Below are 13,513 nucleotides of genomic sequence, written 5' to 3'. Positions count from 1 at the left end.
CAGTGGCCCGCACAGCGGTCCGTGCAGTGGTCGCCCGCGGGGCGGCCGTACACACGGCGGGCCGCCGTGCTCCCCGGTGGGGTGCGCGGCGGCCCATGAGGCGTACCGAGATGTGACGGGGCAGGCCCTTGTGGAGCTCTGGTTCAGGCGGAGAGCGGTTCGGGCTGCTCGCCGCGGCGGACTGGGGCGGCGTGGGCGCCGTGCGCCCGGCCGATCGGGACCGAGTGGTTGGGCTCGGTATGGTCGTGGTGCTCGTACTCGCCCCACTGCGGGGCGCGTAGTTGGTCGCCGCCGCCGTACGGCTCCAGGTAGGGCCGCCAGCGGGGGTCCTTGATGCCGGTGCCGATGATCCGCCAGGCCAGGCCGGAGGGCGGCGCGGGCGGGCGCTTCATGCGCCAGCCGAGTTCGGTCAGGTGGCGGTCGGCCTTGGTGTGGTTGCAGCGGCGGCAGGCCGCCACGACGTTGTCCCACCGGTGCTGGCCGCCCCGGCTGCGCGGGATGACGTGGTCGACGCTGGTTGCGGCGGCCCCGCAGTAGACGCAGCGGCCGTGGTCGCGGGCGAACAGCGCCCGGCGGGTGAGCGGGACGGGCCCGCAGAACGGGACCCGGACGAAGCGGGTCAGGCGGACGACGGACGGCGCCGGAAGGGCGCTGGTGGCGCTGTGCAGAGTGACTCCGGTGTCCTCCAGGCTGACCGCCTTGTGGTTGAGGACCAGGATGAGTGCGCGGCGCATCGATACGACGCCGAGTGGCTCGTAGGACGCGTTGAGGACCAGGACATGCGGCACGGATGCCTCCTTGGACGCCTGCGGCGCGTGGCTCGCGCCGGGACGAGCGGTTGGATCACCCAACGGGTGAGTGATCTCCCCCAGTGTCGCCTTACGCCTTCGTACGGCGCCACCACTCCTGTGTAACGGACCTGACGTGATCTCCGGGTGTGGTTTCCGTCATACCCGATATGCCCGGCGGAAGGTCGGGTTGCACCAGGGCCCCCGGTAGGAGCCCTTCCGCTTCCCCCCGGGGGGACTGCTCGGCCGGTCGGAGCAGTGGTGGGGCCGCCTCCCGGGGGTGCCGGAGCGGTGCCGAGGCGGTGCCCGGACGGGTGCGCGCGGGAGCGCACCGGGGCGTTGACGGGGCGTCCGGGGCGGCCCGCGCGCCGTTCGGCGGGTCCGGTCGGGTGTTCGGTGCCCGCTAGGCTGGGGCGACGGTCCGCGGGTCGGGCTCGCTGCGGCACGGGACCGGGCAATGCCCCCTGCAAGGAAGGTCCCGCACGTGTTCCGCTCCGGCGTCCTCGGCCTCGCCGACGCGTCCTCCCAGTCGACGACGCCGTCCCCCGGCCCGACCGCGCCGCAGGTGCCGCAGCTCGACCTGCGGATCCCGACGAGCGCGCAGGAGGTCTCGGACACCACCAAGCAGGCGGCCAGCTGGTTCGACACCCACTGGCAGTCCTGGCTCGCCGCCGGGGTGCGGATCGTCTTCATCATCGTGCTGGCACTGGTGCTGCGCGCGGTGGTGCGCAAGCTCATCACGCAGCTGATAACCAGGATGGCGCGCGCCCACGAGAGCGCCGAGGAGCACGGCCGCATCGGCGGACTGCTCGCCAACACCGGGGTCGTCAACCCGGAGCGGCGCCAGCAGCGCTCGGAGGCGATCGGCTCGGTGCTGCGCAGCGTCGCGTCCTTCGGCATCCTCGGCACGGCGGCGCTCATGGTGCTCTCCGCGCTGGGGGTGAACCTGGCGCCGCTGCTGGCGAGCGCCGGTGTGGCCGGTGTGGCGATCGGTTTCGGCGCCCGCAACCTGGTCACGGACTTCCTCTCCGGCGTCTTCATGATCATGGAAGACCAGTACGGCGTCGGCGACGAGATCGACACCGGGGTGGCCGCCGGCACGGTGCTGGAGGTCGGCCTGCGGGTGACCAAGCTGCGCGGCGCGAACGGCGAGATCTGGTACATCCGCAACGGCGAGGTGAAGCGGATCGCCAACATGAGCCAGGGCTGGTCCACGGCCACCGTGGACGTCCAGGTCGGGTACAAGGAGGACCTCCTCCGGGCCGAGGACCTGATCCAGGAGACCGCCGAGGCGATGTCCAAGGAGGCTCCGTACGACGAGCTGATCTGGGAGCCGGTGTCGGTGCTGGGCGTGGAGTCGGTCGCGGCGGACTCGGTGGTGGTGCGGATCGAGGCCAGGACGGCGCCGGGCAAGGCGGCGATGGTGGCGCGGGCGATGCGCCAGCGGCTGAAGGCGGCCTTCGACCACGCCGGCATCAAGGTCAAGGAGGAGGCGGCGGCCACGGGCGTCGCGATCGCCGCGGCCCCGGACCCGTCGCCGCCGTCCTCGCTGGCCGACCCGACCTCGGCGCGCTACAAGGCGACCGAGCCGATACCGGCACCGAAGCCGCCGATGGACGACCTCGCCAAGCCGTAAGCCGCCGACGGACGACCTCGCGGAGCCGTAAGCCGCCGATGGGCGATCTCGCCGGGCCGTAAGCCGCCGACGGACGACCTCGCCAAGCCGTAAGCCGCCGACGGACGACCTCGCCGAGTCGTAACACCCCTTCGCAGCGGCCGGGAAGGCCAGGACACGCGGACGAAAGCCCCGCTCCCACCGACGTGGGGGCGGGGCTTCGTGCTGCCCGGTAACGCTTCGGCATCCACCGCCCGGCGGGCCATTGACACTCCGCCGACGCTGACCGTACGGTCCTTCCCAAGCGACTGGAAAGTTTCCTAACAGTTCGCACCGTGGACCCGGGACACCCCCCGGGCGCTCCCCGGACACCCCCGGGAGTTCCCCCGGGTACGCCCCCGACCTGCCGGAAGAGGAGGATTCTGCGCGTGACCAAGACCACCGCCAAGGCCCCCCTCGCCGGCACCCCCAGCCTGCTGCGCGCCATCAACGACCGAGCCGCCCTCGAACTGCTGCTGGAGAACGGACCGCTCTCCCGCACCCAGATCGGCACGCTCACCGGGCTCTCCAAGCCCACCGCCTCCCAGCTGCTGGCGCGCCTGGAGGCGGCGGGCCTGGTCCTGCCAGTCGGCACCACGGCGGGCGGGCCCGGGCCCAACGCGCAGCTGTACCAGGTGAATCCGGCCGCCGGGTACGTCGCCGGGGTGGACGTCACGGCCACCGGGATCCGGGTCGCCGTCGCCGACATCACCGGCAGCACGCTCGCCGAGCACGTCGTGCCGGTGAAGGGCGCCCCGGCCGCCGGGACCGTCCCCCGGGTCGCCGCGGCGGTCGCCGACACGGTCCGGGCGGCCGGGATCGGCGAGGGCACGCTGCACACCGTCGTGATCGGCGTCAGCGGCGCACCCGACCCCGTCACCGGCAAGCTGCGCTACGCCTCCCACCTGGCCGGCTGGCACTCGCCGACGCTCGTCGAGGAGCTGACCGGGGAGATCGGCGCCCCCGTGTCGATCGAGAACGACGTCAACCTCGCCGCCGTCGCCGAGCAGGCCTCGGGCGCGGCGCGGGGTTCCGAGGACTTCGTCCTGCTGTGGGCCGGTGCGGGGATCGGCGCCGCGATCGTGATCGCCGGGCGGCTGCACCGCGGCTTCACCGGCGGCGCCGGTGAGGTCGGCTACATGCCGGTGCCCGGCTCGCCGGTCGTGCGGGACGTGCGCCGCCGCAACTTCGGCGGGTTCCAGGACCTGGTCGGCGCGGCCGCCGTCCGGGCGCTGGCCCGCGAGCACGGGCTCGGCGCGCCCACCGCCGAGGAGACCATCGCCAAGGCCCTGGCGACCCCGGGCGCCGGCGAGGAGTTCCTCCGCGAACTGGCCGGCCGGATCGCCGTCGGGCTGGCCGTGATCGTCGCCGTCGTCGACCCCGAGCTGGTGGTCCTCTCCGGCGGCGTGCCGAGCGCGGGCGGCGAACATCTGCGCGCGCTCGTCCAGGAGGAACTCGCCCGGCTCTCGATCGCCCGCCCGGAAGTGCGCAGCAGCACCCTCGCCGGTTCACCCGTCCTGCTCGGCGCGCTCCAGCGCGCCCTGGCGGCCGCCCGCGAGGCGGTCTTCTCCACCCACTGAGACCCCCTTCCCCCTGCCCACCCCCCGACTCCCCCTGCGATCCACCCCTGCACCCACCTCTCCCCAACCCCCGACCGCGGGCGACGAGGCAATGACGCCTGCCCGCGCACCCCCAGGAGGACCTCGAAGTGCACCCCACCACCTCCCGCAGAGGCCGCCGCACGATCGCCGCCGTCACCGGCAGCGCCGTCCTCGCCCTGCTCGCCACCGCCTGCACCGGCAGCAACGACGCCGGCGGCAGCGACGACTCGGCGAGCGGCAAGGACGTCACCATCACCTTCTGGCACGGCTGGAGCCAGGACAACGAGGTGAAGGCGATCAACGACAACATCGCCGCCTTCGAGAAGGCCCACCCGAACATCCACGTCAAGGCCGTGGCCAACATCGCGGACGACAAGGTCAACCAGGCCCTGCGGGCCGGCGGCGACGACGCGCCGGACGTGGTCTCCTCCTTCACCACCAACAACGTCGGCATGTTCTGTTCGACCAAGGCCTTCATCGACCTCAACCCGCTGCTGAAGAAGAGCGGCATCGACGCCGCCAAGACCTTCCCGTCGGCGATGCTCAACTACACGCAGTTCCAGGGCAACCAGTGCACCCTGCCGCTGCTCGGCGACGCCTACGGCCTCTACTACAACAAGAAGGCCTTCGCCGCCGCCGGCATCACCGCCCCGCCGAAGACCTTCAGCGAGTTCGCCGACGCCGCGGCCAAGCTCACCGTCCCCGACGGCGACGGCTTCAAGCAGCTCGGCTTCATGCCGGACTACCACGGCTACGAGTCCACCACCGAGCACTTCCTCGGCCAGTACGGGCCGGCGTACTTCGGTGCGGACGGCAAGTCGGCCGTCGCCTCCGACCCGAAGGTCGCCGCGATGCTCACCTGGCAGAAGGGCCTCGTCGACAAGCTCGGCGGCTTCGACAAGCTGGAGAAGTACCGCTCCACCTTCGGCGAGGAGTTCAGCGAGAAGAACCCCTTCCACACCGGCCAGGTCGCCATGGCCATCGACGGCGAGTGGCGCACCAACTCGCTCGCCGAGAGCAAGCCCGACTTCGACTGGGCCACCGCCCCGTTCCCGGTGCCGGACGACCAGGCCGCCACCTACGGCCGCGGCTACCAGACCGGCACCGTCATCGGCATCGCCCGCAGCAGCAAGAAGCAGGCCGCCGCCTGGGAGCTCGTCAAGTACCTGACCACCGACACGGACGCGGTCGTCGGCTTCGCCAACGCGATCCACAACGTGCCGAGCACCTTCGCCGCGCTCGACTCGCCCAAGCTCAGCGGCGACCCGAACTTCAAGACCTTCCTGGACATCGCGAAGAACCCGAACTCCGGCACCACCCCGGCCAGCGCCAACGGCGGCGCCTACATCGTGTCGTTGCAGAACCTCGGCTACGCGTACGAGTCCGGCAAGCAGCCCGACCTCGCGGCCGGCCTCGCCGCCACCGCCAAGGAGATCGACGCCGCCATCGCCCAGGCGAAGTAACCGGCCCGGCACGGCAGTCCGAAGAACACGGCACTCGGAGCACCCCATGGCACTCGCGTTCGGCACCCGCAAGGGCACCGGACCCGCCGACCCGGCGGCGCACTCCACGCAGCACCTGCTGCGCCGGAAGCGCCGCCGGGAGGCGGCCCGCACCCTCGCGTTCCTCTCCCCCTGGCTGATCGGCTTCGGCGTCTTCTTCCTGTACCCGCTGATCTCCACCGTCTACTTCTCCTTCATGAAGTACGACGGGTTCTCGGCCCCCGCCTTCAACGGGCTGAAGAACTGGGACTACGTCTTCAACCACTACCCCTTCTTCTGGCAGGGCCTGCGCAACACCCTCTGGCTCGTCGTCGTCATGGTGTCCCTCCGGGTGCTGTTCGGGCTCGGCATCGGGCTGCTCATCACGAAGATCAAGAGCGGCGTCGGCTTCTTCCGCACCGCCTTCTACCTGCCCTACCTGGCCCCGCCGGTGGCCGCGACCGTCTCCTTCGCGTTCCTGCTCAACCCCGGCACCGGCCCGGTCAACCACTTCCTCGGCGAGCTCGGGCTCCCGCAGCCCGGCTGGTTCGCCGACCCGAACTGGTCCAAGCCCGCGCTCACCATGCTCGCCATGTGGGGCATCGGCGACCTGATGGTGATCTTCATGGCCGCCCTGCTGGACGTGCCCAAGGAGCAGTACGAGGCGGCCGAACTCGACGGCGCGGGGCCGCTCCAGCGCTTCCGCTACGTCACGCTGCCGAACATCTCGCCGATCATCACGTTCGCCGTGGTCACCGGCGTGATCCAGACCATGCAGTACTACACCCAGGCGATCGTCGCCGGGCGCGTCGCCAGCGGCATCGCGGGCAACTCCGGGCAGCAGTTCGAGCCCGGCTTCCCGCAGGGCTCCACCTGGACCCTGCCGCAGATGGTGTACAACCTCGGCTTCCAGCGCTTCGACACCGGCTCCGCCTGCGTCGTCGCCCTGGTCCTGTTCGCCATCGCGATGGCCGTCACCTCCCTCCTGCTGCGCCGCCGCTCCGGCTTCATGGCGAGCGAGGACTAGCGGACCAGCGGATCAGCGGACCAGTGAGGACCCGTTCATGACTCTCAGCACCCCCGTACTCGCCAAGGCCTCGTCGCCCTCGGGACGTTCGGCCGCCTCCGCGGCCGCCCGGCGGCGCGCCGCGCTCAACTGGGTGGCCGTCCACGCCCTGGGCATCGCCGCCGCGCTGTTCTTCATCCTCCCGTTCGTCTTCGCCTTCCTGACCTCCGTCATGACGGACAGCCAGGCGCTCACGACGAACTACTGGCCCACCTCCTGGCAGTGGGGCAACTACACCAAGGTGTGGGAGGCGCCCGGGTTCCTCACCTGGTGGCGCAACACCCTGGTCTACGCCGGCGCCGGCACGCTGCTGACCGTCGTCTCCAGCCTCCCGGTCGCCTACGCGCTCGCCAAGTTCCGCTTCCGCGGCCGGAAACTGGCGCTCATGGCGGTCATCTCGATGATGATGCTGCCGCCGCAGGTCACCATCATCCCGATGTACCTGTTCTGGGCGAAGCAGATGCACCTCACCGGCACCCTGTGGCCGCTGATCATCCCGATGGCCTTCGGCGACGCCTTCTCCATCTTCCTGCTGCGCCAGTTCCTCACCACCATCCCCAAGGAGTACATCGAGGCGGCCCGGATCGACGGCTGCGGCGACCTGCGCACCCTGCTGCGCGTCGTGCTGCCGATGGCCAAGCCGGCCATCGCCGCCGTCGCCCTGTTCCAGTTCTTCTACTGCTGGAACGACTACTTCGGCCCGCAGATCTACGCCAGCGAGAACCACGCCGCCTGGACCCTCTCCTACGGCCTGGAGTCCTTCAAGGGCGCCCACCACACCAACTGGAACCTCACCATGGCCGCCACCCTCCTCGTGATGGCACCGGTGATCCTCCTCTTCTTCTTCGCGCAGAAGGCCTTCATCGAAGGCGTGACACTGACAGGGGTCAAGGGCTGATGTCCGCAACCAAGTCCGTACTCAAGCTGGCGATCGTCGGCGGTGGTTCGACGTACACCCCGGAGCTGATCGACGGCTTCGCCCGGCTGCGGGACACCCTGCCGATCGGCGAACTCGTCCTGATCGACCCGGCCGCCGAACGGCTGGAGCTGATCGGCGGGCTGGCGCGGCGCATCTTCGCCAAGCAGGGCCACCCGGCGGTCGTGTCCACCACGACAGACGTCGCGGCCGGCGTCGCCGACGCCGACGCCGTCCTGCTCCAGCTGCGCGTCGGCGGCCAGGCCGCCCGCAACCAGGACGAGACGTGGCCGCTGGAGTGCGGCTGCGTCGGCCAGGAGACCACCGGCGCCGGCGGGCTCGCCAAGGCGCTGCGCACCGTCCCCGTCGTGCTGGACATCGCCGACACCGTCCGCCGGGCCAACCCGGACGCCTGGATCGTCGACTTCACCAACCCGGTCGGCATCGTCACCCGGGCCCTCCAGGAGGCCGGGCACAAGGCCGTCGGCCTGTGCAACGTCGCGATCGGCTTCCAGCGGAAGTTCGCCGCGCACCTCGGGGTGGCGCCGGAGCTCGTCCGGCTCGACCACGTCGGCCTCAACCACCTCACCTGGGAGCGCGGCGTCACCCTGCTCGACGCCCCCGGCGCGGCGGGCGGGCGGGAGGTGCTGCCCGAGCTGCTCCGCGACTTCGGCAAGGAGATCGCCGACGACCTCCACCTGCCGCAGGCCGTCGTGCAGCGCCTCGGCGTCGTCCCGTCCTACTACCTGCGGTACTACTACCAGCACGACGAGGTCGTCGAGGAGCTCAAGGCGCAGGGCTCGCGGGCCGCGCAGGTCGCCGAGATCGAGCGGCAGCTGCTGGAGATGTACGCCGACCCCGCCCTCGACACCAAGCCCGAACTGCTGGGCAAGCGCGGCGGCGCGTTCTACTCCGAGGCCGCCGTCCAGCTCATCGCCGCCCTGCTCGGCACTGACGGCGGCACCTCCGTCCAGGTCGTCAACACCCGCAACGACGGCGTACTGCCCTTCCTGCCCGACGACGCCGTCATCGAGGTGCCGGCCGAGGTCGACGCGGCCGGCGTCCGCCCGCTGCCGCAGCGGCCCGTCGAGCCGCTCTACGCCGGGCTCGTCGCGGCCGTCACCTCGTACGAGCACCTCGCCCTCGACGCCGCCCTGCGCGGCGGGCGCGACCGCGTGTACGACGCGCTGCTCGCCCACCCGCTGGTCGGCCAGTTCGACCTCGCCGACCGGCTGACGGACCGGCTGCTCGCCCACAACCGCGAGCACCTCGCCTGGGCCTGACGTCCGGGGCGCCGGGCGGTCGCGCTCGTCCTGACGTTCGGGCGTTCTGGCGTCCTGACGTCCGGGTGTTCGGGCGTGCAGGCGTCCGGGCATCCGGGCGTGCAGGCGTCCCGGGCCCGCTGTGACGGCCCGACGTCCGCGCCCCGGCGTCGCCGTGGACGGCCCGGCCCGCGATATGAGGGTGTCGCGGGCCGGGCTCCGCGAGCGGACCGCCCACCCCCCGGCCGGGGCACCACCGGCCGGGCCACCCGGCCGGGCACCCTCGGCCGGGCCACGTACGAGTCGCGGGGACCTGATGACCCACCAGCCCGAACCACTCCTGCCCGGCGTGCTCGCCATCGACGCCGGCAACTCCAAGACCGACGTCGCCCTGATCGGCGCGGACGGCACCGTCCTCGGCACCGCCCGCGGCGGCGGCTTCGCACCGCAGAAGATCGGCGGCGCGGCCGCCGTCGCCGGCCTCGCCCCGCTGGTCGAGGAGGCCGCGCGCGCGGCCGGGCACCCCACCTGGACCGGCCGGCTGACCACCCACGTCAGCGCGTGCCTCGCCAACGCCGACCTCCCCGTGGAGGAGGAGGCGCTGCGCACCGCGCTGGAATCCCACCCCTGGGGCGTCAGCAACACCGTCGTCAACGACACCTTCGGCCTGCTGCGCGCCGGCACCGACGGCCCGCGCGGCGTCGCCGTCGTCTGCGGCGCCGGCATCAACTGCGTCGGCCTCCTCCCGGACGGCCGCACCGCGCGCTTCCCCGCCCTCGGCGAGCTCACCGGCGACTGGGGCGGCGGCGCCAGCCTCGCCGGCCACAGCATGTGGCACGCCGTGCGCGCCGAGGACGGGCGCGGCGGGCCCACCGCCCTCGCCCGGGCCATCGCCGAGCACTACGGGCTGCCCAGCGCCGGCGCCGTCGCCGAGGCCGTCCACCTCGGGCACCTGCCGGCGGCGCGGCTGCACGAGATCGTCCGGGTGCTGTTCGCCGTCGCGGACGCGGGGGACCCGACCGCGCGGGAGCTCGTCGACCGGCAGGCCGACGAGATCGTCCGGCTCGCCGTCGTCGCGCTCACCCGGCTGCAGCTGCTCGACGCGCCCGCCCCGGTCGTGCTCGGCGGCGGGGTGCTCGCCTCCCGGCAGCCGCTGCTCCTCGACAACGTCACGGCACGCCTCGCGAAGGCCGCGCCGCTGGCCGAGCCACGGGTCGTCGTCGCGCCGCCGGTGCTCGGGGCGGCCCTGCTCGGGCTCGACCACCTGGGCGGCGACGCACGGGCGCAGGCGCGGGTGCGGGAGGCGTACGAGGCCGGGCGGCCGGTCGCGGTGTGAACCGGCCCTGAGCCTCCGGTCGTCCTGGCCTTCCGGCCCTCTCGAACTTCCGGCCCTCCTGAACTTCCCGTCCCCGTCGGGTCCGCACATCCGACGGGGGCGGGAACCGCACCCCGGCCCGCACACGTGTAACCGGATGTCCGCGTCCACGACCGGATGTACACGTCCGCCACGTTGCCGGGGAGACTGGTGCCATGGCCACGCCCCGCATCCTGCTCACCGCCGTCCTCTCCTGCACCGCCGTGGCCCTCACCGTCGCCGGACTCGCCTCCTGCACCCCCGTCGACGAGCACCCGACGGCCGTGAGCGCGTCCAGCGAGTCCGGTGGCCCGGACGACGACCCCGGGGACGCCGGCGACCCCGGGGACGCCGGTGACGCCGGTGACGACGCCGTCGAGGCGGTCCCTTCACTGCCGTCCGCCCCCGCCACGTGCTCGCCGGCCGGCGAGCACCCCGGGCACACCGTGCTGCTCGTCGTCGCCGCGGACCCGGCGGACCCCGCAGGGGCGGCGGACGCCGCGGGCGCCCTGGACGGCCCCGGGCTCACCGCCCGGGCCACCCGGTACCTCTGCTCGCCGAACCGCTTCGAGCCGGTCGGCCGCCCGATGCGCTACTCCTTCGCCGCCGCCGGCGTCGACGCCGCCCTCGTCGACCGCCGGCACGGCGACCCCGCCAAACCGGTGCCGCTGCCCGAACTCCTCACCCACCTCGACGACTGCCTCGCCGCCCGCCCTCCTACCTCCCCCTACGACTGCTACGGCAACACGTACGACGTCGTCCTCGACTCGCACGGGCGCATCATGCGGATCACGGAACTCGGCCGTCCGTAGGGATTCAGCGGGCCGGGCCCCCGCGATAGGTTGGTGCCCCGGATCGATCGGAGGGGCGGGTGACGTGCGCGAACACGAGCCGGACGGCGCTGACCACCCCGTCGTCGACCGCCCTGGCGCTGACCACCCCGCTGCGCCGGAACACCCGCCGCGCCGCGCCCGCGCCATCGCCGACAAGATCGACCACCTGATCTCCCGCGACGCCGCCCGGGCCGACGGACGCGCCCCCACCTACCGCGAACTCGCCGACCGCATCAACACCCTGGCCGGACGCGACGTCATCTCCAAGGACACCATCCGCAACCTCCACCACGGCGTCACGCAGAAGGGCCAGAGCCCCAACCCGACCGTCGACACCCTCGACTGGCTCGGCCGCGGCTTCGGCATCCGGCAGGGCGCGGCCTACTTCCTGGACGACCGCAGGACCGCCGACGTCGACGAACAGCTCGACCGCCTCGACAAGTTCGGGGACCTCCGGCAGGCCCTCGGCAACTCCGGGGTGGTCAGCCTGGTCAAGCGCGCCTCGGGACTGTCCGACAACAGCCTGAACATGCTGCTCGTCCTCGCCGAACGGCTCAAGACCCTGGAGGAAGGGGCGTCGGGAGCGGACGGCCTCAGGGGCTCGGACGGGACCTGAGGCCGTCCGCCTGCTCGTGTGCCCGCTCGCCCGCATGTGCGCCCGCTCGCCTGCACGTGCGCCCGCTCGCCGATCGCCGCCGACTGAAGGAACGTTTTCCCGCATGCCACTTCCCCGCGGCCTCCGCAGGCGCTGCGAGAACATCCTCGGCGCCCTCGACCTGCCGGTCCCGTTCACCGTCGAGGGCTTCCGCGCCTCGCTCGAACGCCACCGGGGCCGGCCGATCGCCATGGAACCCCTGCCCAACCTCGGCCAGGACGCCCCCTGCGGACTGTGGATCGCCCTCCCCAGCATCGACGTCGTCTTCTACGAACCGCACACCACCCCCGCCCACCAGGACCTCATCAAGCTCCACGAACTCGGGCACGTCGCCTGCGAGCACACCGGCGTCCTCGAACTGCGCCACCTCACCGGTCTGTTGCCGGACCTCACCCCCGAATTCGTCGCCCGGGCCCTCGGCCTGGCCCGCACGAGCTACACCACCGTCGAAGAACAGGAGGCGGAGATGATAGCCCTGCTGCTCGCCGACCTCGCGGGCACCGACCGCGCGCGCACGGAATCCTCCCAACGGCTCGTCGACAGCATGCTCAGCCCGGTTGAACCCCTCCGGCGCGGGCGACGGTCCGCGGGAGGGCGAGGCTGAGGATGCTGCGCTCCGTCTTCGAGATCCTCGTCCCCGCCCTCCTGTGGACCGCCGTCGCCTGGCGCGCGCCCCGGGCCTTCCGCTCCCCCGCCACCCGCGCCCTCTGGGGCACCGTGGCCGCGATGGCGCTCGCGCTCACCACCCGGCCCGCCCCCGTCGCCCGCCTCCTGGAGGACGGCACCGGGCTGCCCGAGGTGTCCGTCCTGATCAAGCACCTCCTCGGCATCGCGGCGGCGACCTGCCTGCTCGACTACGTCTTCGCGATCCACGGGAAGCCCGGGACGGGCATCCGCTCGGCGAAGGTCCGGCACGCGGCGGCGGCCGTGGCGTGCGGGGTGATGGCGGTGCTGTCGGTCTTCTTCTTCAAGCACGAGCAGATCGGGCCCGACGGCATCGACGCGCACTACGCCGACCGGCCGGTGCAGCTCTACCTCACCGTCTACTACCTGTTCTTCTTCGCCTCGACACTGCTCGCCTCCCGGCTCTTCTGGACGAACCGGCTCAACGTGCCCCGCGGCCTCCTGCGGACGGGCGTCCGGCTGATGGCGGCGAGCACCGGGACCGGGGCGGTGTACGTCCTGTACCGGGTGTACTACATCGCGGCGCACACCGCCGTCGCGCACGACCCCGTCACCGGGAAACCCGTCCCGCCGTACGACCCCGTCGGCGAGCTCCTGCCGGCCACGGCGGCCGTCCTGCTCGTGCTCGGCCTCGCCATGCCGCCCCTGCGGACGGTGAGCCGCTACGTCCGCGACCAGCACGCCATGTGGCGGCTCCACCCCCTCTGGGCCGACCTCGTCGCGGCGGCGCCGCAGGTCGTCTTCGGCACCCCGGCGGGACGGGTCCGCAACCTCTTCGCCCTCGGCGACCGCTCGCTGGACGTCGCCCACCGGGCGTTCGAGATCCGCGACGCGGCACTGGCCCTGCGGGACGGGCTGCCGTCCTCGGCCCCCGGCGCGGGCGCGGCGGTCGCCGCGGTCGCCGCGGTCGCGCCGGGCGACCGAGCGCGCGCCGAGGCCGCCTGGTTCCACGCCGCCCTCCACCACCACACCACCGGCCACCCCCCGGCCACCGGCATGCCCCCCGAACCCGCCCACCCCGGCGGCGCCACCCCGCAGGAAGAGATCACCTGGCTCCTGAAGGTGGCCACCGCCTACCGCCGCCTACCCACCTGAGACCGCGCGCAGGAAGTCGGGCCGACCGACTTCTGGCGCCCGCCCCCTGGGAATCGAACGAATCAACACCACACCACCCGGGGCCATGCGGCGCACAGAAAGTCGCCCAAGTCGACCTCCCGAA

The 13,513-nt window shown here is 72.8% G+C and carries 12 protein-coding genes; 11 read left to right on the top strand and 1 reads right to left on the bottom strand.

Annotation, left to right across the window (positions count from 1 at the left end; genetic code table 11):
- Nucleotides 1-143 precede the first annotated feature (143 nt).
- The gene (locus ACFV4G_RS19665) at nt 144-788 is read right to left on the bottom strand and encodes an HNH endonuclease (RefSeq protein WP_380441976.1); all 645 of its coding nucleotides are present in this window, start codon (nt 786-788) and stop codon (nt 144-146) included.
- Nucleotides 789-1,245: 457 nt separating this feature from the next.
- Here ACFV4G_RS19665 and ACFV4G_RS19660 point away from each other — a divergent pair, with 457 nt between their 5' ends.
- The 11 genes from ACFV4G_RS19660 (at nt 1,246) to ACFV4G_RS19610 (ending at nt 13,389) form a co-directional block, all read left to right on the top strand.
- On the top strand, nt 1,246-2,424 hold the full coding sequence (locus tag ACFV4G_RS19660; protein WP_380441974.1) for a mechanosensitive ion channel family protein: 1,179 nt from the start codon (nt 1,246-1,248) through the stop codon (nt 2,422-2,424).
- A gap of 407 nt (nt 2,425-2,831) precedes the next feature.
- Entirely contained in the window at nt 2,832-4,022 is a 1,191-nt protein-coding gene (locus tag ACFV4G_RS19655) for an ROK family protein (RefSeq protein WP_380441972.1), read from the top strand.
- A gap of 128 nt (nt 4,023-4,150) precedes the next feature.
- Complete coding sequence (locus tag ACFV4G_RS19650) at nt 4,151-5,506, top strand: ABC transporter substrate-binding protein (protein WP_380441970.1); 1,356 nt, start codon at nt 4,151-4,153, stop codon at nt 5,504-5,506.
- 46 nt (nt 5,507-5,552) lie between these two features.
- Nucleotides 5,553-6,551 (top strand): carbohydrate ABC transporter permease, encoded by a 999-nt coding sequence (locus tag ACFV4G_RS19645; protein WP_380441968.1) that lies wholly within the window; start codon nt 5,553-5,555, stop codon nt 6,549-6,551.
- Nucleotides 6,552-6,588: 37 nt separating this feature from the next.
- Entirely contained in the window at nt 6,589-7,488 is a 900-nt protein-coding gene (locus ACFV4G_RS19640; RefSeq protein ID WP_380441966.1) for a carbohydrate ABC transporter permease, read from the top strand.
- Entirely contained in the window at nt 7,488-8,789 is a 1,302-nt protein-coding gene (locus ACFV4G_RS19635) for a 6-phospho-beta-glucosidase (RefSeq protein WP_380441964.1), read from the top strand. The genes ACFV4G_RS19640 and ACFV4G_RS19635 overlap by 1 nt, the downstream gene beginning before the upstream one ends.
- Before the next feature lie 295 nt (nt 8,790-9,084).
- Complete coding sequence (locus ACFV4G_RS19630; RefSeq protein WP_380441962.1) at nt 9,085-10,104, top strand: N-acetylglucosamine kinase; 1,020 nt, start codon at nt 9,085-9,087, stop codon at nt 10,102-10,104.
- 194 nt (nt 10,105-10,298) lie between these two features.
- Nucleotides 10,299-10,934 (top strand): hypothetical protein, encoded by a 636-nt coding sequence (locus tag ACFV4G_RS19625; protein WP_380441961.1) that lies wholly within the window; start codon nt 10,299-10,301, stop codon nt 10,932-10,934.
- 64 nt (nt 10,935-10,998) lie between these two features.
- Nucleotides 10,999-11,571, top strand: a complete 573-nt coding sequence (locus tag ACFV4G_RS19620; RefSeq protein ID WP_380441959.1) for a hypothetical protein — start codon at nt 10,999-11,001, stop codon at nt 11,569-11,571.
- A 103-nt stretch (nt 11,572-11,674) separates the two neighbouring features.
- The gene (locus ACFV4G_RS19615; RefSeq protein WP_380441957.1) at nt 11,675-12,214 is read left to right on the top strand and encodes a hypothetical protein; all 540 of its coding nucleotides are present in this window, start codon (nt 11,675-11,677) and stop codon (nt 12,212-12,214) included.
- 2 nt (nt 12,215-12,216) lie between these two features.
- Nucleotides 12,217-13,389, top strand: coding sequence for an MAB_1171c family putative transporter (locus tag ACFV4G_RS19610; protein WP_380441955.1), 1,173 nt, complete (start codon nt 12,217-12,219; stop codon nt 13,387-13,389).
- Nucleotides 13,390-13,513: the final 124 nt, after the last annotated feature.

The organism is Kitasatospora sp. NPDC059747, assembly GCF_042732955.1.
In the GTDB taxonomy this organism is placed as follows: Bacteria; Actinomycetota; Actinomycetes; order Streptomycetales; family Streptomycetaceae; genus Kitasatospora.
Note: the sequence above shows the minus strand (reverse complement) of the source record. Positions and strands in the feature narration are given on the sequence as shown.

What these genes read in the sequence shown, in the direction of transcription:
- ACFV4G_RS19660 (WP_380441974.1), top strand. Translation starts at nt 1,246, where the DNA reads ATGCCCCCTGCAAGGAAGGTCCCGCACGTGTTCCGCTCCGGCGTCCTC.
- ACFV4G_RS19645 (WP_380441968.1), top strand. Translation starts at nt 5,553, where the DNA reads ATGGCACTCGCGTTCGGCACCCGCAAGGGCACCGGACCCGCCGACCCG.
- ACFV4G_RS19640 (WP_380441966.1), top strand. Translation starts at nt 6,589, where the DNA reads ATGACTCTCAGCACCCCCGTACTCGCCAAGGCCTCGTCGCCCTCGGGA.
- ACFV4G_RS19635 (WP_380441964.1), top strand. Translation starts at nt 7,488, where the DNA reads ATGTCCGCAACCAAGTCCGTACTCAAGCTGGCGATCGTCGGCGGTGGT.
- ACFV4G_RS19630 (WP_380441962.1), top strand. Translation starts at nt 9,085, where the DNA reads ATGACCCACCAGCCCGAACCACTCCTGCCCGGCGTGCTCGCCATCGAC.
- ACFV4G_RS19625 (WP_380441961.1), top strand. Translation starts at nt 10,299, where the DNA reads ATGGCCACGCCCCGCATCCTGCTCACCGCCGTCCTCTCCTGCACCGCC.
- ACFV4G_RS19615 (WP_380441957.1), top strand. Translation starts at nt 11,675, where the DNA reads ATGCCACTTCCCCGCGGCCTCCGCAGGCGCTGCGAGAACATCCTCGGC.
- ACFV4G_RS19610 (WP_380441955.1), top strand. Translation starts at nt 12,217, where the DNA reads ATGCTGCGCTCCGTCTTCGAGATCCTCGTCCCCGCCCTCCTGTGGACC.